Raw genomic sequence first — 18,106 nt, 5'->3', positions numbered from 1 at the left:
GGACAACCAACAGCCGACGGTTTGACCGAGGAGATGCCACATGCCCCTGAAAGCTCTTGCCCTGAACGGAACTCTGAAACCATCCTCGACGAAAGACATATCGTCCACGGAAAAGATGCTGCAGCTTATCGCTGACGAATTCTCCGCCCATGATGTGCAAACAGAAATCTTGCGACTGGCCGATTACGACATCAAACCGGGCGTCACATCAGATGAAGGCGACGGCGATGCATGGCCGGAAATTCGCGGGAAGATTCTAGCCGCCGATATACTCGTTGTCGGAACTCCAATCTGGCTTGGACAACCATCCAGCGTCTGCAAACGCACACTTGAACGCATGGATGCCTTTCTCGGGGAAACCGACGACAACGGAAGAATGGTGTCCTACGGAAAGGTCGCTGCGGTTGCTGTCGTGGGGAACGAGGACGGAGCCCACCATGTATCTGCCGAGTTTCCAAGCCATGAACGACGTCGGTTTTACACTTGCCGCCAACGCAGTGTCGTATTGGGTCGGTGAAGCTATGGGCAATAAGAACTTCGTTGATTTCAAAAAGCCGCCTGAAACAGTGACAACCATGGTTTCCATGTTGGCGCGCAACACGGTTCACCTCGCCACGCTGCTTAAACACAAACAATATCCCGGAGAAAGCGCGAGTTAAGGCGCTGCGAGCGATCAAAGCCAACGACAACCGATCGCTATGTTGACTGGTATTGTCGGATGCAATTCAAGGCCTTGCACTCATTTTAAAGCTTCCCATCTGAGCGTTATCACAGAAGGGAGCATCGTCATGAAACAGTCCAAAGCCGATACTCTGTCGGAATGCAAGATCGAAATCCTGCCACCTGACCGCAGATGCGCACCGGGTCCCGAAACCGTCACCTGCCCTTGCTGCCAAAAAGCGCGACCCGCCTCGACGATGGACGCTGATGGCTGCGGTATTTGCGATGAGTGTCTCGCACCATGATAAATGATGTAGTCGACGAGCCAAAATCTCGACAACCGTCTCCTTTTTGGAACTCCAGAGCGTTCGCGGCGTTTGTGATGGGAGTATTTAAAGAAAGGTATTTCATGACGCCGAACGCCCCAGACGACCCGATCTTGCGCAAAACGGAACCGAACGACAGCAAACCGGAAAAGCGGCGGGCTGGTAAATTCGTAATGGCGGCAATCATCATTGTCTGCGTGGTAGTCGTCATAATTTACGCAGCTCTCATCGGCTTCAGTGTTTCGGGGGCTTAGGTGTCTAAATCGACCGATTGCCACGACCCATCGCTGACAGCTTCGCACCGCGAACTTCCAGATGAGCCCCTGCAATGCGGGGGCTTATCATTATGATCGAATGGCTAAACTCGTTAGGCGTTCAAATCAATATCGTCCCACACCTAGTAGCCCTCCTCTTCGCCTACATCCTCGCATTGCCGATAGGATGGGACCGCGAACGCAACGAACGGAGTGCAGGCCTTAGAACGTTTCCGCTGGTGGCAATTGCTGCCTGTGGCTTTATCCAGGCAGCCGAAACAGTGACAGCCGACAATCCCGAGGCCACAGCACGCATTGTCGAAGGCCTTATCAATGGCGTTGGCTTCATTGGCGGTGGAGCAATCCTCGTGGGCAAGGCGAGTACCCGTGGTACCGCGACAGCCGCCAGTCTTTGGGCAACCGGGGCAGTGGGCGCCGCTGTAGGCTTAGGGGCTTACGACACTGCAATCGTATTATCGATCATGACATTTGCAACCTTGCGGCTCTTGTCCGGCTTCAAGTCGGAAGCCAGTGATAAGGAGCCATCCGCCGGTGATAACGCTGGCGAAACGGTGGCTTCCTCCGTCAAAAGCAGTGCCGAACCATAGCCAGTAACTCGCCGTTATCGTGGTTATCGGTCTCGCAAATAGAGATAACCATAGGTCACGCCGACGATCGCGCCCCCGAGGATGTTTCCGAGTGTCGCGGCTGCGATGTTGCTGACGATTGAAGACATCGCAATGCCGGACAATTCATCTGAGCCGAGTTGAACAATATACCCGTATGGCAGCAAAAACATGTTTGCAACCGAGTGCTCGAACCCACCTGCCACGAAGGCAGCAACCGGCATAAGCAAACCCAGCAGCCTTTGCGAAACAGTATGTCCGGCAAGTGCCAGCCATACACCCAGACACACGAGGAAATTGGCAATTACGCCGCTAAAAAACACTGTCGTGAATGCCTTGTCACCCTTGGTAACGGCAAGTTCCACTGCAGCACCGGCCACGGCATCATCGCCGCCAAGATGAAAGCCGGAGAGGAACACTATCCCTGCCAGTAACAGCGAACCGGCAAAATTCGCCACGTAAGCCACGCCGAGAACACGCATAACGGGCAAGAAGGCCAGGTTGCCAAAGGCAACTGACCCAAAGAACAGAGTATTGCCGGTGAACAGCTCCGCTCCCGCGATAACGACCGCCACCAGGCCAAGCGCAAAAACCAGTCCGGAAAGCAACTGGGCAACACCAAACGGCATGGCGTCAGCACCCGATAAAACTGTGATCGCAAAAACGCCCCCCAGACCAATGAACACGCCCGCAAGGGTGCCGAGGATTGCTACCGTCTTCAGCGGTTGAGAGGCTTTGTCCTCAAGCGTTTCAAAATTCGACGCTGTCAGTTCTGCAGGTGTCGGGAATGTACTCATACCGGCACCACGCGCACCGGGACCGATTTGGCAGCGGGTGTTTTACTCTCTTCAGCGAATTGCCACAGAGGGATTAGATTATTGCATTCAGGGTAATAGGCTGCGCAGCTGCCTGGAGGAATATCGTAATCGATAACCTGCAGAACGATATCCCGGATGATGCCGTCATCAACGGCAGTGGACACTTTCGCAAATCCGTCCTTTTGAATGCCTGCGCGAACTCGATCATCGGCGTTCATCATGATGATCGATCGGGACTTGTGAATGCCCCTCAGACGATCATCATAGCCATAGACCGTTGTATTGAACTGGTCATTCGATCGAAGGGTTATCAGCCGGAAGATGTCACTGTCGTCAATGCTTGCGAAACTCGAGGAAAGCGCCTTCGGCAGCAGGAAGTTCGCCTTGCCGGTTTCCGTCTCCCACTCGCGGGTACGCGCTGCCACAGGTCTGGGAAATCCTCCTGGAATGTCCAGTCGCTTGTTGAATTCACGAAACTGCTCTGGGAAGGTCGCTTCAATAGCATCTCGAACCAGGGCGTAATTACCAACCCATTCGTCCCACGGAACCGCCGGGTTTGGTGACAGTGCATGTTTGGCGATCTCTGCAACAATGGCGGGTTCCGACAGAAGCGTATCGCTCGCTGGCTGGTATTTGCCGCGTGATGCATGAATACATGTCGTTGAATCCTCCATCGACACGATCTGTGGTCCCGATGCCTGCTTGTCGATCTCGGAGCGCACAAGGGTGGGCAGGATATAGGTCGTCGCGGCGGTGATCAGGTGGCTGCGATTGAGCTTGGTGGCAATCTGCACGGAGAGATCGAGGTCACGCCATTTTTCTTCCATCAGGTCGCGCTCAGGAATGGCACGCACGAAGTTGCCGCCGAGACTGATGAATGCCTTGATGTGTCCTTTGACGATACTTTCACACGCCTCGACTGTGTTGAGACCGTCATTGCGTGGTGGCTCAAAGCCATACTGCTCGGCAAGCCGGTCCAGCGGCACCAATTCGGTTTTTTCCGCAATGCCGACTGTTCGCTGGCCCTGGACATTCGAGTGTCCGCGCACAGGACAGATGCCGGCGCCCGGTCGACCGATATTGCCGCGCATCAACAGCAGATTGATCAACATCTGCACATTGCTGACACCATAACGGTGCTGTGTCAGTCCCATGCCGTAGATGGCAATGACGGATTTCGCATTCGCGTAGGTTCTTGCAGCGGCCTCGATCGACGCCCGGCTCAAGCCGCTGACGTGGAGAATATCCGACCAGCTCGTGGTGCGGACCATTGTCTCGAAATCAGAAAAACCGTGTGTATGCTCTTGAATGAATGTTTGGTCGATGACCCTTTCGCGGCCATGTAGCTGTGCCTCATCATCCCATTCCAACAGGAACTTGGCCATTCCCATCATGACCGCGATATCGCCACCGGCATTGACCTGATAATATTGCGTGGCAATTTCGGTAGGCTTGTTGGTGATCATCTGGCCGGGTCGTTGTGGATTGACGAACTCTTGCCAGCCGCGTTCTTTCAGCGGATTGAAAACGATCACTGGAGAGCCGCGCTCCCGCACCTCCTGCAAACTGTGAAGCAAGCGCGGCGCATTTGTTCCGACATTTTGACCGAAGGAAAGGATGCAGTCCGTATGAGCGTAATCCTCCAGCAGAATGGTGCCGACAGGCGTACCTATACTCTGGGGAAGTGCAACTGAGGTTGTCTCATGACACATGTTGGAACTGTCGGGCAGATTGTTGTTGCCATAAAGTCTGGCCAACAGCTGATACATGTAAGATGTCTCGAGAGATGCCCGCCCCGAGGCATAAAATACAACGCTCTGCGGATCGTAGCTTTTCAGCTTTTGACCAATATCGGAAAAGGCCTCCGCCCAACTCACTTCGACATATTTGTCGCTTGAGGGATCGAAGCGTAACGGGTGCGTCAAGCGCCCCTGGTTTTCCAGTTCGTAATCAGACCAGCCAAGCAATTCAGTAACCGTATGACGCGCAAAGAAATCGGGTGTTGTTCGTTTCGCCGTTAAATCCCAGAAGGTTGCTTTGGCACCGTTTTCGCAGAATTCTGCCAGATGTGGCTTGCCAGGCTTTGCCCACGCACAGCTGGTGCACATGTAGCCGCCGGTCTTGTTATGATCCTTCAACAGTCCTGGCAAAGTTTTCACGGCTCGTTGCTGCACCGCGTTTTTTGCCAGCGACTTGACGGAGCCCCATCCTCCCGTTGGCATGGTATATTTGGCATATTTGACTTTGTCTTTCACTGGTACAACCTTTCGCAACTGGCGCGGAGAGCGCCATTCTGACAACCTGCTGGGCTCAATTTGCGCAGCCGCGCTATTGGGCGTTGGCCAGCTTTTGAAATGCATCCTTCACTTCGAAGAAGCGCTTTTCGGGCACCATCACCCTGACGATGGTCGAGCCTTGTTTGAGTTTACGGTCCACGTCTTCGGGTTCTTCGAAGCCACTGCTCATCAAAAACCCAAGTGCCCCGCCTGCGGTTCCCCCGGTTGCGGCACCCGCCATACCTCCTGTGATCGCAGTCACCAGCCAGCCGGACGCGACAAGTGAGCCAGCACCAGGTATGGCGACCAGCCCAAGGCCCGTGAGAGCACCGCCAACCGTACCCAAGACACCACCAATACCAGCGCCCGCTGTCGCACCTTGCTTGGCGTCCGGATGCGGGGCCAGATCGGCAGTTGGGTCATAAGCGATGACTGAGATTTCGGCGGGATTGATGCCGATATCCTCAAGGTATTTCACCGCGCGGCGGGCACCGTTGAGATGTTGAAACAACCCTGTGACATCTGGCATACGAACCTCCTCAAGTACAATCCAAGGTTATGTAACTAGGAAAATATCGGCATTGTTCCAAGCAAATGCCTATTTTAGGTTGTTTCTCGCAATTTTGTGACAAATCTTGGAACCGTTGGGAGCCAGACGCGTTGCGATAAGTGAACGGATCTCCGAAATCGGAACAAAGGGGGCAACAGAATTTGTCGCGCGTGTTTGAGCCCTACTGCGGCGCTGCTCCTATGCCTGCTAACCTGTCGTCCTCGTGGAATTTTGATCCCGCCTTGATCATCATCTTGGCTGCGGGGCTAACCGCGTTGTATTTCGGGCAATCGCGCGCGCAACGCGGATTGACGACAGCACTTGGCATCGTTGTGTTCGCCGCCTTCATCTCTCCGCTTTGTGCCCTTTCAAGCGCCTTGTTTTCAGCCCGCGCGGTACATCATATTCTTGTTGGAGCAGTCGCCGCACCAATGATTGCTATGATGCTGCCCCGTAGGCTCACCTCTCGTGTTAAAGTGCCGGTAGAGCTGGTGTTTGTGCTGCACACCGCAATTTACTGGTTGTGGCACCTTCCCTTCGCCTACGACTTTGCTCTGTCTGGCCCATGGCAATACTGGCTGATGCAAAGCGGGTTAATTCTCGCGTCTGTCTGGCTTTGGACCGTCATGCTGTCACAGGGCACATCTGTTTTTGCAGCGCTCGGTCTGTTGGTCGGCACAATGGTCCAGATGGGATTTCTGGCCGCAGTCATAACCTTCGCGCCTTTTCCGATTTTTGAAGCGCACTTTTTGACGACCGAAGCATTTGGTCTCAATCCACTTCAGGACCAGCAACTTGCCGGCCTTTTAATGTGGACCGTTGGCATTTTGCCTTATGCCATCACTGCAATCTGGATGGTAAGTGCACGGTTTATGGCCCCCGTTGAGCGACGGGGCGGCAGCTGATGGTGATGCTCGTCAAGTTTATTCATCTGGCTGCAATATCGATCTGGGCCGCCGGCATCGTCAGTTTGCCGGGTCTTTATGTTCAAAGAGCCCATATCCGCAAAGATGATGAACTGTACCGTCTGCAAAAGATCGTCCGGTTTTCCTATGTCAGTATTTTGTCTCCCGCAGCCTTCGTCGCCATCGCCACAGGCACAGGCCTGACGTTCCTGCAACATCCCTATAGTGGCTGGTTCTCTGTGAAGCTGGTACTCGTCGGGATGCTGATTGTCATCCATGTCCTGACGGGCCTCGTCATTATCCGCCTGTTCGGAAAGGGAGAGGTATATCCCGTCTGGAGATTTATCATTGCCACCGTACTGAGCTGCCTAGTGGCCGGCGGCATCATTTTTGTGGTGTTGGCACGGCCAGATATCAACTTAACCCTTCCACCTGGCGTTTTTGAACCTGGTGGGCTGAAAAAACTCGTGTCGGATGTCAGTCCTTGGGAGATACCATGAGGCCGATACCGTGATCAAATATCAGCTTACCGCCGTGCCAGCCCGCCAGTCCTGTGAGCATTGTCGCCAGCACCGACAGACCCAAGCCATGTGGCAAGACAGCAATCACATCTGTGACACGCCCTCCCCAGTTCGCCCCCGCGACGGCGATAAGCCCCATGGCTGCGATGCCATGCGCCCAGCTTGCAACCCGCGCCCTTATGCCGGCTACCAGCAAAAGCTCGGCGGTACCGATCAAACCAGCGGTAACACCACTAAAAAAAGCACCACCGGCTGCCCACAGCCCGGCTCGTTCCCAAAAGGTGTCAGCCGTCCACCAGAACATGATATCGGCAGCAAGGGTAGCGATGACCAAAGCAATGGGAAAATGAACCGTCATGGCATGAAGTGGATGACCGGCGACGGCCACTGCAGAACTCGTCGTTTTCTCTTCAAGTTTGGAAATGACCGGGTTCGGACCTTCAGTCTCTGGCATATCTTCTCTCCTGTGTCCAGACCAACACGCGAAGCACTGATCAGGTTCCAGCATCTCTTGGTTGCAGGCCTCGCCACATCTCTGTTATCCAGCTGCCGCAGTGATCTGTCGACACTCGACCCTGCTGGACCATCCGCAAGCATGGTCGCCGATCTCTGGTGGGTCATGTTCGGTGGGGCCACGGTTATTTTTGTCCTGGTCATGGCTCTGTTCGCGATGGTGATGTTGCGCACGGACAAGGTACGCCACATCAGCGCAAAACACTGGATCGGAATTGGCGGCATCGGCATGCCTGTTCCGATCCTTATCGCGCTTCTGATCTTTGCATTTTTTCAGGGCGAAACGCTTTTTGGGGCCAACACGCCAAAACCCGACGTCACGATAACGGCGACATCGCGCATGTGGAGCTGGGAGTTTACCTACACCATCGATGGAGACCAGGTGCACAGCCGTGACGTTCTTCATATGCCGGTCGGACAAACAGTCCAGATCGACACGACCAGCATCGACGTCATCCATAGTTTCTGGGTGCCAAGGCTAGGCGGCAAGATCGATTCCATACCGGGACAGGTCAACAGCATCGTCCTGAAGGCAGATGTGGAGGGTACGTTTGGCGGTATCTGCTCAGAATATTGCGGAATAGGCCACGACCAGATGAGCTTCCGCGTCAACACGCACAGCCCGAATGATTTCGAAGAACTGCTAAGGAATTTGCGCCAGTGATGGATCGAACAGAAACCCGACGAACATCATCTTTGGCACTGCACCGCCAACTGGAACACATCTGGGAAACGGGAACTGGTCTGCGCCGCCTTTCAGCGGTCAATCACAACGTCATAGGCAAACGGTTCATGGTAACGGCCCTGGCTTTTTTCGCCATTGGGGGCTTTCTCGGCATGCTTATCCGCACACAGCTTGCAACCTCTGCAAGCGCCTTCATGGACGCTGGCCAGTATGCCCAAGTGTTCACCATGCACGGCACCATCATGATGTTCCTGTTTGCCATACCATTTTTCGAAGGTCTGGCGATCTATCTTTTGCCCAAGATGCTTGGCGCACGAGACCTCGCATTTCCCCGCCTGTCAGCCTACGGCTACTGGTGTTACCTGTTTGGCGGTTCAATGCTTGTTATTGCCCTGCTGGGTGGTGTGGCGCCATCGGGGGGCTGGTTCATGTACACACCCCTATCGTCGTCAAAGTTTAGTCCTGGCATCAACGCCGACATATGGTTACTGGGCATCACCTTCGTTGAAATCTCGGCAATCAGCGCCGCTATCGAAATCGTCGTGACCATACTGCGCATGCGCGCGCCTGGCATGTCGCTGGTTCGAATGCCAATCTTCGCATGGTATATGCTGGTCGTTGGCGGCATGATGCTGGTTGGTTTTCCGCCACTTATCCTCGGCTCAATCCTGCTTGAGGCAGAGCGGGCATTTGATCTGCCATTTTTCGATCCAGACAGGGGTGGTGACCCGTTGTTATGGCAGCATCTGTTCTGGCTGTTCGGGCACCCCGAGGTCTATATCATATTCCTTCCGGCAGCCGGCGCGCTATCAACGATTATACCGGTTCTGGCGCGCACGACATTAACGGGCTACCACCTGATTGTTGCATCTCTGATCGCCATGGCGTTTCTTTCGTTCGGCCTGTGGGTACATCATATGTACACGGTGGGAATTCCGCACGTTGCCCTCTCGTTTTTTTCTGCCGCCAGCGCTTTGGTTACCATACCGACGGCCATTCAGATTTTCAGCTGGCTGGCGACACTTGCCCAGGGGCGCCCTCAACTCAACGTCCCGATGCTTCACGTCTTCGGGTTCTTTTTCGTCTTTATCATCGGCGGTTTGACCGGCGTCATGCTGGCAATGGTGCCGTTCGATCAACAGGCCCATGATACCCACTTTGTCGTCGCTCACCTGCATTATGTGCTGGTTGGCGGATTCCTGTTTCCCATGCTTGCAGGCCTTTATTACTGGGTGCCCCACATGAGTGGTCGCCAACCCGTTCAGCACCTCTCTCGTGCGGCATTCTGGATGATATTTTCTGGTTTCAACCTGACATTTTTCATGATGCACCTGACTGGTCTGCTGGGCATGCCGCGCAGGATTTCTACCTATCCCGACGCGTCACCATGGGAGTGGCTCAACCTGTTGTCATCCTTTGGCAGTTTCGTCATGGCGATGGGCTTTGTTCTCGCCGCCCTGGATATCGTGCTGATCTTCCTCTACGGCAAACCCTTCAGGAGAAACCCGTGGAAGGCCGGAACACTTGAATGGGCAATGCCCACGCCGCCAACGTCCTACAGTTTTGCATCGATCCCGCATGTTTCAAAGAGAGCGGACGATTTGCCAATCGATCAGTTGGGGGCAGAGCTGGCATCGGGAAAGGGCTACCTCGGCTTTGCCCGCAACGGCTGGATGGAATCCATCGGCGTGGATGCGGTATCCGGAGAGGCCAATCAAATCATCATCTTGCCCAGACCGACCTACCTGCCGCTACTGACAGCTATTGCGACCGGCGGATTTTTCCTATGCCTCCTGTTCAAATCATACGGCCTCGCGGTCGTGTTTCTGCTCGCCACGCTCGGCATCTTTCTGCTGTGGACAAGAAATGGCGATGCGCGCCAGGATCGCGGCCCTGTGTCTGCGTCACCTGAAAGCACGCTTCCCTTGAATTTCGAGAGCCGGGATGCGCCCAGCATACTTGCAATGCGCCTGACACTGGTCGCCAACTCCACCTTGTTTTCGTCCCTGCTGTTTGGCGGTCTTTTCCTCTGGGTTTCCGCAGCACCGGCGACAAGCGCGATCGCGTCCGACAACAACATTATCTGGATCACGGCCACCGCCATGGCCGCGGGCCTATGCGGAATACTGGCCGGATATCGCAAAACATGGAATTACGCGTTTCTGGCAGTCGCTTTTGTCGGTTATCTGATCTCGTCGGCTCTGACGTTGAATGAGTTGCTTCAACAGACGTTTGCAACCTCGCACGCGCTTGAGGCGGTGAAGTTCGCCGTTTTCACCTATTTGACAATTCATCTCATGCTGGGGGCAGTGTTTTCCGCCTTTTGCGGCTTCAGACTGTATCGCGGTTACATTTCGTCAGCGCGCCAAAATGACTTGCTGATTGCACGCCTGTGGCACGGTTACTGTCTGGTAGTCACTGTCGTTGCAGCCTCATACCCCTTCATTTTCACGGTCGCGCTGAAGGGGAGCTGACGATGACGCGTTATCGAATCATGATGATATTGATCGGACCTCTCCTGCTTTGGGCCATGTTCTTCAGCCTGTTTTATGCAGTGCAATCCGTTGGCTGCCGCGCCGGTTGGGATCTCGTCCTGTGGGGAGACATCAGCCAGTTGCGCGTCCTCATCGTCGCCGTGCTGGGTCTGGCCTTGATCGTGTCGGCCTATGCCTATTTCGCGGTGATCAAAAGCGAAGCGGCAAGCGGCGGCATCAACCGTATAGGACGGTATTGCGCCATCGCCGGAATGGCATCGACAGTGCTTGTGTTCCCGGGGATATTCTGGCTGCAACTGTGCTGAGAGATGACGGCCGCGTGGCGCAGAAGACCGTAAATACGCTTTAGACAGGAGCCCTTCAAAGCCGCTTACGATAATGCCCTCGGCGGCATGTTGGCACCGAGGGCATACTCAACAATGGCTTTTGCGACTAGGCAGCATTGACCCGATCAGCGACAATTTTCCAATTGATCAGATTGGTCAGCACAGCTTTGATGTGTTCTGGTTTTCGATTTTCATAATCAACGTAATAGGCGTGCTCCCAGATATCTATGCCGAGATAGGCCGGGCGTCCGACTGCCACAGGATTGTTGCCGTCTTCATACCCGACAAGTGCCAGTTTGTTGCCATCGTCTCGTGTCAACCACACCCAGCCGGTGCCAAATACCTCGTCGGAGGCCGCCACGGCCTTGTCGATAAAAGCTTCATAATCGCCGAACGTCGAGGTCAGCTCTTCTGCAAGTTTACCGTCGGGCCTGTTGGGGCCACCCGGTGTGAACTGCTGCCAATATACAACGTGGTTCCAGGCCTGTGCAGCGTTGTTGAAAATCTTAGTGTCCTTGTTCTCGGCGGAAGCAACAACGATGCCTTCCAGCTCCATATCCGCGTAGGGCGTGCCTTTCACCAAGGGGTTCAACTTGTCAAAATATCCCTTGTGATGTTTTCCGTAATGCAGGGCGACGGTTTTGGCCGAGATATGCGGGGCAAGCGCATCCTCCTCGAACGGAAGGGCAGGAAGCTCAAACGGTGCCGCGGCAGAAGCCACATGTGGACTGCTCATGATGCCCGCAGCCGCAGCTGCACTTGTGACGACCATTAGGTCGCGTCTCGTCATATGCATGGATCTGTCTCCTCTTCCGGTTCTACAAGTAGGGCTAACCATTTTGAGGATCAAAAGTTCGCCATTTCTTTTTGTCTCACCGAAAAAGGCTGCTGAGCAGGCACCGACGTGTTTTGATCGGGCGTTCATATTCTGCTGGCGCCTGTTGCCAGTGCTGAACATCTTTGCCGTGCTTTTTGCGCATCGAGTTCCCCCCATGCATAAGCTCGCGCTCTAATCCAGTCATTCCAGCATCGGTGATGAGTACGACCTTTGAATAGTGACAAATGGATGGTGGCATCTTGGATCGCGTAGCAAGCCAACCTTTTCGGAAAAAGCGCTGGCCGGAAGTATTTCTTGATCGGCCCCTAGCACCCACGTTTTGCCACTCGGGAGGATATGGCAGCCTGCGGCATTGATGCCGAGCGAAACGAGCTTGGCGAGTTCAAACCGTGAATGGCGGGAAAGACTTGCTGAGATAGTTGGATCCGCTCAGTCCAAACCGCCAGGGCACATCTTTTGCCTTTGAAATTCCTATCCGCGGCCCGCATTGCAGCGGCGAGTGCGACACAGGGATCGTCAGCGAAAAAATCGGCAACTCGAGGGACAGGCCATTGAATTTGCCGGTGATGTCCAGTGCCTGGCACAGTCTGCCCGGCCCGGCACACAGTATTGTATCATTATGCATTTTCCTGCGCGCATACATCTGGGCCAGTCCGTGCTCGGGTGCAATTGCCCGGATCAGGACGGCACTTGCAGGTAGACACACGAAATTGAGACACCAATGAAGGCCATAGGAACGATAGACATAAATATCCCCCGGCTTGCCAAACATGACGCTGTTGCCTGGCGTTTTACCTCTGAAGCTATGAGAGGCCTCGTCATCCGCCGTATAGGCTTCTGTCTCGACGATGACGCCGCCAACATTGTCGACGGTGAAGGTCGCACCAACAAGGTCTCTTGCGACATCAGCAGCGTGTCTGGCAAAAAACTGTTGGTGTGACATCGACTTTACCCTCGCCCGGTTTGCCTCAAGCAAGCAGGTGATCCCCTACACATTTCGTGCCTCAGTCTGATCGCAACAAAACCACACTGCGATCGGCCACCACATACTCATTGGCATCTAGCTGCTGTTCCTTCACATCTGGATCGGTCGTGGTCAGCACCGCCGTCCATTTCCCGTTCGCTTGAGGAAGAACGAAGGGCACAGAGGCATCGTGAGGATTGAACAATATCAGAACGTCTTTCCAGCCCTCTTCGTCACTGTCATCTCGCGATAAACGCAGCGCCATGGTCCTGCTTCTCGCATCTGCCCATTGTTCGCCACCACGCTCACTTCCATCGGGATTATACCACGTCACGACTGTTCCGTCGTGCCAGCTGTCGCGCCGGAGGATGGAGTGATTTTGCCGCAGCGAAATGACCTCCCTGGTGAACTCGCGCAAGCCATGCGTGCTTTCAGGAAGGTTGTCCCAATGCACCCAACTCAATTCGTTATCCTGGCAATATCCGTTGTTGTTACCCATCTGGCTGCGGCCGAACTCGTCGCCTGCCAGCAGCATGGGCGTGCCGTGAGAGAAAAGGAGCGTCAGGAGGAAATTGCGCTTCTGTCTTTCGCGTACCGCAATGATATCCTGATTATCGGTGGGGCCTTCCGCGCCGTAGTTGAAGCTGCGGTTATGGTCGTGGCCGTCCTTGTTGTCCTCTCCATTGGCTTCATTGTGCTTGTCATTATACGAAACAAGGTCGTGTAGCGTAAAACCATCATGGGCCGTTACAAAATTGACGCTGGACCAAGTACGCCGGCCGCGCTGGTCGTAAATGTCGGCTGAACCCAAAAGTCGTGACGCGAATTCCGGGGCGGTGCCATCTTCGTTTTTCCAGTATTCGCGCACAGTGTCCCGGTATTTGTCATTCCATTCCGCCCATCCCGGTGGAAAACCACCAACCTGGTAGCCCCCTGGGCCAATATCCCACGGCTCTCCGACCAGTTTCAGACGGGAAAGCACGGGGTCCTGCCCGACCGCATCGAAAAATCCGCCGCGCTGATCAAAACCCTCCGGTTCACGTCCCAGAACGGTCCCAAGATCGAAGCGGAAACCGTCGACATGCATCTCCTCCGCCCAATAACGCAGCGAGTCCGTGATCAGCTGCAAGACGCGCGGATGCGAGGTGTTTACCGTGTTTCCGGTCCCGGTATCATTGATGTAATACCGCGCCTCATCGGGCATCGTGCGATAATAGGAAAAATTGTCGATGCCTTTGAATGAAAGCGTCGGCCCGAGCTCGTTACCCTCGGCTGTGTGGTTGTAAACGACATCGAGGATGACCTCGATCCCTGCGTCATGGAAGGCGCGTACCATATCGCGGAAGCCCGCAAGGCCGCGCGGCCCGTAATAGCGGGGTGCGGCGGCAAAAAATCCAAGCGTGTTGTAGCCCCAGAAGTTTTTAAGCCCATTGTCGAGCAGGTGGGCATCATCTGGAAACCAGTGGATGGGCAGCAACTCAACAGAGCTGATGCCAAGACTTTTGAAATAATCCACAAGCTGTCGGTGACCGAGGCCCTCGAAAGTGCCTCTCACCTCCTCCGGCAACGCAGAGAAAAGCTGCGTGAACCCTTTGACATGGGTCTCATAAAATATGGTCTTGGACCATGATATTCCGGGCTTGATATCACCCGCCCAATCATAGTCCCTGGGATCGATGATCCGCGCCTTCGGCATAACGGGCGCGCTGTCCGTTTCATCGAATGACAGATCCTTGTCTTCACTGTCGAGACCATAGCCAAAATGCGGTTGGCCCCACTCGATGTCGCCAACAATTTCGCGTGCATAGGGGTCAACGAGCAGTTTGTTGGCGTTGAAGCGGTGACCTTTTGCGGGATCATAGGGGCCATGGACGCGGTATCCATAAAGGGTGCCCGCCTTTAGAGCGGGGACAAAACCGTGCCAGACCTCGTTGGTGTATTCTGGAAGCTCAATGCGTTCGATTTCACTTTTTCCATCCTCACTGAAAAGGCAAAGCTCAACCCGTTCCGCATGGGCGCTGAAAATTGCGAAATTCACGCCGTCATCATTGAGCGTTGCACCTAAGGATGTGTAGTCTCCCGCCGTTATACGGGCATTGTTTTTCGGCATCGATCGACCTCGCGTAGATCCAACAAGAAAGAGATGAAGACACGCGAAGCTGATCAGCCTGCGATGAACCGAAAGACAGCCGGTTCACGCTTGGCATAACCACATCAGGCGAAAATGGTTCCCGCGATGCAAACGCGACAGCGGTTCTCACTCCAGGTCGGTCTGAATCCAGCGCGGCGAATGGTGAATGTCGATCGTCTGCAATCGACCAGGCCCCAGATTGATAAAACGATGCGGTACGCCTGCGGGTCCCAGAACTGCCTGTCCGGCTTCGGCCTCGATGACCTGATCTCCGACAAAAAAGCGGGCTTGACCGGCGACAATGACGAAGGTTTCATCATAGGGGTGAACGTGAAGGCGCGGACCTTCCCCCGGCGTGTCGTTACCATAGGCCAAAACGGTAACCGCTGAGCCCAGCATTTCTCCAGGTAGCGAGCCACGCCATGGACCATCTGTTTCGAGACTGAACAGCGTCGCTTTCGCAGCTGGCCGACCATCTGGGCTGACTGTATCGGGATCAAAATCCTTGCGTGCCATCGCAACCCTCCTCCGCACTGGTTTCCATCCTAAGCGGAATTTCGCAAACAGCGAAGTGAATTGATCATCGCGACCAAACGCTCAACTATGTCGAAGGTCAAACGTGAGTGGAAGGGTGCGTTGGCACCACACCATTCCCCAAAGAACGACTGTATCCGACGGAACAGAATGCCTCGCATCCGGTTTGTTGTTTACAACAGGAGGAATGCCCCATGAGTATCAGCTATAACAACGATGCGCCTCGATTGGGAGATGCAGTTACCACGAGCAATTTGACCGCCCTATTCGATAGTCGCGCCGATGCCGACAGTGCCGTAAAGCGACTGAAGGCGGCTGGAATTGACGAAGTGCGGCTACTGCCCGGATATGAAGCCAGCGAAGGCGCTGCAACGACGCTCGATAAAAGTGGCTTTTGGGCTAAGCTAGAGGACTGGTTTTTTCCGGACGATGACCGGGCGACTTATGCTGAAGGATTGAAACGGGGCGGTTTCCTTGTTTCGGTCGATGTCGATCGCGAAAGATACGACACCGCCCATGACATCCTTGATGATGACGGCACGATCGACATCGATGACCGGGCCGACCTATGGCGGCGTGAGGGCTGGGATACCGACAAGGCAATCTCAGAATTCAGACAAGTGCAAACGGACCCTGTTTCCGCTGTCGCTGACGCGGACCGACGTCAACAAGCCGCCGGCGCGACGGATGATATTTTTGCCGGAAATCCATCAGGCAATGCTGGCGTCGGGCGGCTCACGCGCACAGCAGAGCCCCGCTCGGGGCGGGTCCGGTCTTACGAAGTAGATATGTCGGAGATCCCGGACGATCTTAGAGACGATATCCTGCCGACTGGCCATCAGCTTTCGGTAGACGAAGCTAACGACACAGCCAAGAGAGAGATGCGTCAGTCTCAGGACATTGACGGACTTCGGCAGGATCAAATCCTCAACCGTGATCGATGACATAATATCGGGCGTTCATCCCGCCGGTGAGCGCCCGACATTGTCCGTTGGTAAACAACCCGAACGAATTTTTGACTGGTGAGGTGAGGATGATTGAGAAAGTCGAGGCCACACGAGGCACAGAGCGATCAACGGCAACACGGGTCGGCGAGAGCATGTCGATCACGTCAGAGCCGGACAATACGTGGTTCGCCAAACGCCAGTCGACAATCAACGAAAATCTGCACAAGCGGTCCGTGCTTGCAGACACTGATGATGATCGCTCAACCGGTGGGGAAAACGACGCTAGTCAGAATTCAGCCGCCGGCGAAAACTCCAACGACGATAAACTGTTGTCAGGCGAAAGCCCCCGAATTGGAACCGGTAATTGGGATGACGATGTCCCAGATGGTGAGCACGTTGGATATCTGTAATCTCCGCTTTGCATACGAACCGGGCACAGCAACCTCGTGACGAATTTACGCATCATAGACGGATAATATTGCTATCATTGATGTCTCCCACCAAGGTGGAGAAATAGGGGCGGCAGATATGATTACGACGAAAGCCATCGCAAAAACGCCCATAAAGAGTGCTCTTTCTTGCCGACCTCGTGGTCGACCTGTCAAAGGTAGTGAGATGGCGGTGGTTCAGGACATCGTTACCGCAGCCCAGACATTATTTTTCCAGAATGGTTATGAGCGCACAAGCATAGACCAGGTGGCAGCGCTTGCGAAAAGTTCAAAGAGAACTGTGTACTCAAAATTCGCGACCAAGGCTGAACTTTTTGATGCCGTGGTCCGACGCTTCATCGGAGAAAAACAGGCTATTGCAGATCCGTATGTTCTATCTGGAACGACGCTTCGAGAACGGCTGATGAACATGGCTGAAAAATCGGTTGAAGGCTTTTTGCAGGACGATGTAAGGGCACTGTACTTTCTCGTGCATCGGGAAGCCGACATGTTTCCCGAGTTGGTCCGGATCGTCGAGGAGGCAGGGCGTAAACCCGCTCAGAGGCGGATAATGAATTTACTCGCCGAAGGTGGAATTGAGGGGGATCATAGCTTCCTTGCTGAGCAGTTTTCATCTCTCCTCTATTGGCCATTGACGCGTCGAGTCATTGCCGGCGACACAGATGTCACCGAAGAGGTGCTCGCAAGTGCACGAGCATCTGTAGACTTTTTCTTGCGAGGGTGCGGCTACACCGACCTTTAAAAACCCCGGCCTTTACAGGCCGAGGTGATAATCATCACTATTGGTAATCGACGTCATCAATAATAGGGCGACTGGCACGTTGCACGGACGCCAACCCGCGGTACGTATGTGTTGTCGTACGCGCGATATGTGCGGTAGCGCGCAGAGCACCACTGATAATGACGTGGATTTACACCAGAAGCTGATGGCCGAGAGTTACTGATTGCACCACCGATCACCGCACCTGCTCCGAACGCGGCCAGCGGATACCACCAGCCATCGGAATGACGACGATACCCGTGGCGATACTCGCGGTGGCCGCGGTGACCACCATACCAGCCTCTACGATCGTGACGATCATGGCGTCGGAAATCCCGGTGGTCTCGCCGAAAATTACGATGGTCGCGACGGTACTGAACAGTCTCAACGTCTTTTTGGTCTGAGATTGTCGGCTTCATTACAGTCATTGGTACTGCGGATGCGGGAATGACAGATGTCATCACGGTGACAGCGGACAATGCTGCGATCAAAGTCTTCTTGAAAAGCATCTCGTTCTCCTGATTTCCA

At 54.5% G+C, this 18,106-nt stretch carries 20 protein-coding genes and 1 pseudogene; 12 read left to right on the top strand and 9 right to left on the bottom strand.

The features are described from left to right. Positions 1-40 precede the first annotated feature (40 nt). The 4 genes and pseudogenes from PYL13_RS24155 to PYL13_RS24140 all read left to right on the top strand — a co-directional run bounded on the left by PYL13_RS24155 (position 41) and on the right by PYL13_RS24140 (position 1,848). Positions 41-659, top strand: a pseudogene (locus tag PYL13_RS24155) (flavodoxin family protein). 129 nt (positions 660-788) lie between these two features. Beyond that, positions 789-965: a hypothetical protein gene (locus PYL13_RS24150; protein ID WP_275643594.1), complete on the top strand. Its 177-nt coding sequence runs from the start codon at positions 789-791 to the stop codon at positions 963-965. A 104-nt stretch (positions 966-1,069) separates the two neighbouring features. After that, on the top strand, positions 1,070-1,240 hold the full coding sequence (locus PYL13_RS24145) for a hypothetical protein (RefSeq protein ID WP_275643593.1): 171 nt from the start codon (positions 1,070-1,072) through the stop codon (positions 1,238-1,240). Positions 1,241-1,332: 92 nt separating this feature from the next. Then, complete coding sequence (locus PYL13_RS24140; protein ID WP_275643592.1) at positions 1,333-1,848, top strand: MgtC/SapB family protein; 516 nt, start codon at positions 1,333-1,335, stop codon at positions 1,846-1,848. A gap of 23 nt (positions 1,849-1,871) precedes the next feature. On the opposite strand, the gene PYL13_RS24135 is transcribed toward PYL13_RS24140, so the two are convergent. The 3 genes from PYL13_RS24135 to PYL13_RS24125 form a co-directional block, all read right to left on the bottom strand. Next, a complete protein-coding gene (locus PYL13_RS24135; RefSeq protein ID WP_275643591.1) occupies positions 1,872-2,663 on the bottom strand; it encodes a formate/nitrite transporter family protein in 792 nt (263 codons plus the stop codon). Next, positions 2,660-4,939, bottom strand: a complete 2,280-nt coding sequence (locus tag PYL13_RS24130; RefSeq protein WP_275643590.1) for an FdhF/YdeP family oxidoreductase — start codon at positions 4,937-4,939, stop codon at positions 2,660-2,662. The genes PYL13_RS24135 and PYL13_RS24130 overlap by 4 nt, the downstream gene beginning before the upstream one ends. Before the next feature lie 73 nt (positions 4,940-5,012). Then, complete coding sequence (locus PYL13_RS24125; protein WP_275643589.1) at positions 5,013-5,489, bottom strand: hypothetical protein; 477 nt, start codon at positions 5,487-5,489, stop codon at positions 5,013-5,015. 191 nt (positions 5,490-5,680) lie between these two features. Here PYL13_RS24125 and PYL13_RS24120 point away from each other — a divergent pair, with 191 nt between their 5' ends. Then, entirely contained in the window at positions 5,681-6,415 is a 735-nt protein-coding gene (locus PYL13_RS24120) for a cytochrome c oxidase assembly protein (protein ID WP_275643639.1), read from the top strand. Beyond that, the gene (locus PYL13_RS24115; protein WP_275643588.1) at positions 6,415-6,915 is read left to right on the top strand and encodes a CopD family protein; all 501 of its coding nucleotides are present in this window, start codon (positions 6,415-6,417) and stop codon (positions 6,913-6,915) included. The genes PYL13_RS24120 and PYL13_RS24115 overlap by 1 nt, the downstream gene beginning before the upstream one ends. On the opposite strand, the gene PYL13_RS24110 is transcribed toward PYL13_RS24115, so the two are convergent. Continuing rightward, positions 6,893-7,390 (bottom strand): DUF2231 domain-containing protein, encoded by a 498-nt coding sequence (locus tag PYL13_RS24110; RefSeq protein WP_275643587.1) that lies wholly within the window; start codon positions 7,388-7,390, stop codon positions 6,893-6,895. The genes PYL13_RS24115 and PYL13_RS24110 overlap by 23 nt on opposite strands. 12 nt (positions 7,391-7,402) lie before the next feature. Here PYL13_RS24110 and coxB point away from each other — a divergent pair, with 12 nt between their 5' ends. Genes coxB through PYL13_RS24095 form a run of 3 tightly spaced genes read left to right on the top strand, consistent with a single transcriptional unit; the run spans position 7,403 to position 10,934 of the window. Next, on the top strand, positions 7,403-8,113 hold the full coding sequence (coxB, locus tag PYL13_RS24105; RefSeq protein WP_275643586.1) for a cytochrome c oxidase subunit II: 711 nt from the start codon (positions 7,403-7,405) through the stop codon (positions 8,111-8,113). After that, on the top strand, positions 8,113-10,608 hold the full coding sequence (gene ctaD, locus PYL13_RS24100; RefSeq protein ID WP_275643638.1) for a cytochrome c oxidase subunit I: 2,496 nt from the start codon (positions 8,113-8,115) through the stop codon (positions 10,606-10,608). The genes coxB and ctaD overlap by 1 nt, the downstream gene beginning before the upstream one ends. 2 nt (positions 10,609-10,610) lie before the next feature. Continuing rightward, positions 10,611-10,934, top strand: coding sequence for a hypothetical protein (locus PYL13_RS24095; protein WP_275643585.1), 324 nt, complete (start codon positions 10,611-10,613; stop codon positions 10,932-10,934). A 127-nt stretch (positions 10,935-11,061) separates the two neighbouring features. On the opposite strand, the gene PYL13_RS24090 is transcribed toward PYL13_RS24095, so the two are convergent. The 4 genes from PYL13_RS24090 to PYL13_RS24075 all read right to left on the bottom strand — a co-directional run bounded on the left by PYL13_RS24090 (position 11,062) and on the right by PYL13_RS24075 (position 15,404). After that, a complete protein-coding gene (locus PYL13_RS24090; protein WP_275643584.1) occupies positions 11,062-11,751 on the bottom strand; it encodes a superoxide dismutase in 690 nt (229 codons plus the stop codon). Positions 11,752-12,175: 424 nt separating this feature from the next. Then, positions 12,176-12,736, bottom strand: a complete 561-nt coding sequence (locus tag PYL13_RS24085) for a DNA-3-methyladenine glycosylase (RefSeq protein ID WP_275643583.1) — start codon at positions 12,734-12,736, stop codon at positions 12,176-12,178. A 61-nt stretch (positions 12,737-12,797) separates the two neighbouring features. Beyond that, a complete protein-coding gene (gene glgX / locus PYL13_RS24080) occupies positions 12,798-14,867 on the bottom strand; it encodes a glycogen debranching protein GlgX (RefSeq protein WP_275643582.1) in 2,070 nt (689 codons plus the stop codon). 147 nt (positions 14,868-15,014) lie between these two features. After that, positions 15,015-15,404, bottom strand: coding sequence for a cupin domain-containing protein (locus tag PYL13_RS24075; protein ID WP_275643581.1), 390 nt, complete (start codon positions 15,402-15,404; stop codon positions 15,015-15,017). Positions 15,405-15,616: 212 nt separating this feature from the next. Here PYL13_RS24075 and PYL13_RS24070 point away from each other — a divergent pair, with 212 nt between their 5' ends. The 3 genes from PYL13_RS24070 (at position 15,617) to PYL13_RS24060 (ending at position 17,560) form a co-directional block, all read left to right on the top strand. Beyond that, positions 15,617-16,366, top strand: coding sequence for a hypothetical protein (locus PYL13_RS24070; RefSeq protein WP_275643580.1), 750 nt, complete (start codon positions 15,617-15,619; stop codon positions 16,364-16,366). A gap of 89 nt (positions 16,367-16,455) precedes the next feature. Continuing rightward, positions 16,456-16,779, top strand: a complete 324-nt coding sequence (locus PYL13_RS24065; RefSeq protein ID WP_275643579.1) for a hypothetical protein — start codon at positions 16,456-16,458, stop codon at positions 16,777-16,779. Positions 16,780-16,897: 118 nt separating this feature from the next. Beyond that, positions 16,898-17,560 carry a TetR/AcrR family transcriptional regulator gene (locus PYL13_RS24060; protein ID WP_275643578.1) on the top strand — a complete coding sequence of 221 codons (663 nt, stop codon included), beginning with the start codon at positions 16,898-16,900 and terminating at the stop codon, positions 17,558-17,560. Positions 17,561-17,616: 56 nt separating this feature from the next. On the opposite strand, the gene PYL13_RS24055 is transcribed toward PYL13_RS24060, so the two are convergent. Continuing rightward, the gene (locus PYL13_RS24055; protein ID WP_275643577.1) at positions 17,617-18,087 is read right to left on the bottom strand and encodes a BA14K family protein; all 471 of its coding nucleotides are present in this window, start codon (positions 18,085-18,087) and stop codon (positions 17,617-17,619) included. Between the last annotated feature and the right edge of the window lie 19 nt (positions 18,088-18,106).

The organism is Agrobacterium sp. Azo12, assembly GCF_029193765.2.
Taxonomy (GTDB): domain Bacteria; phylum Pseudomonadota; class Alphaproteobacteria; order Rhizobiales; family Rhizobiaceae; genus Agrobacterium.
This window is presented reverse-complemented; position numbering and strand designations above follow the sequence as displayed.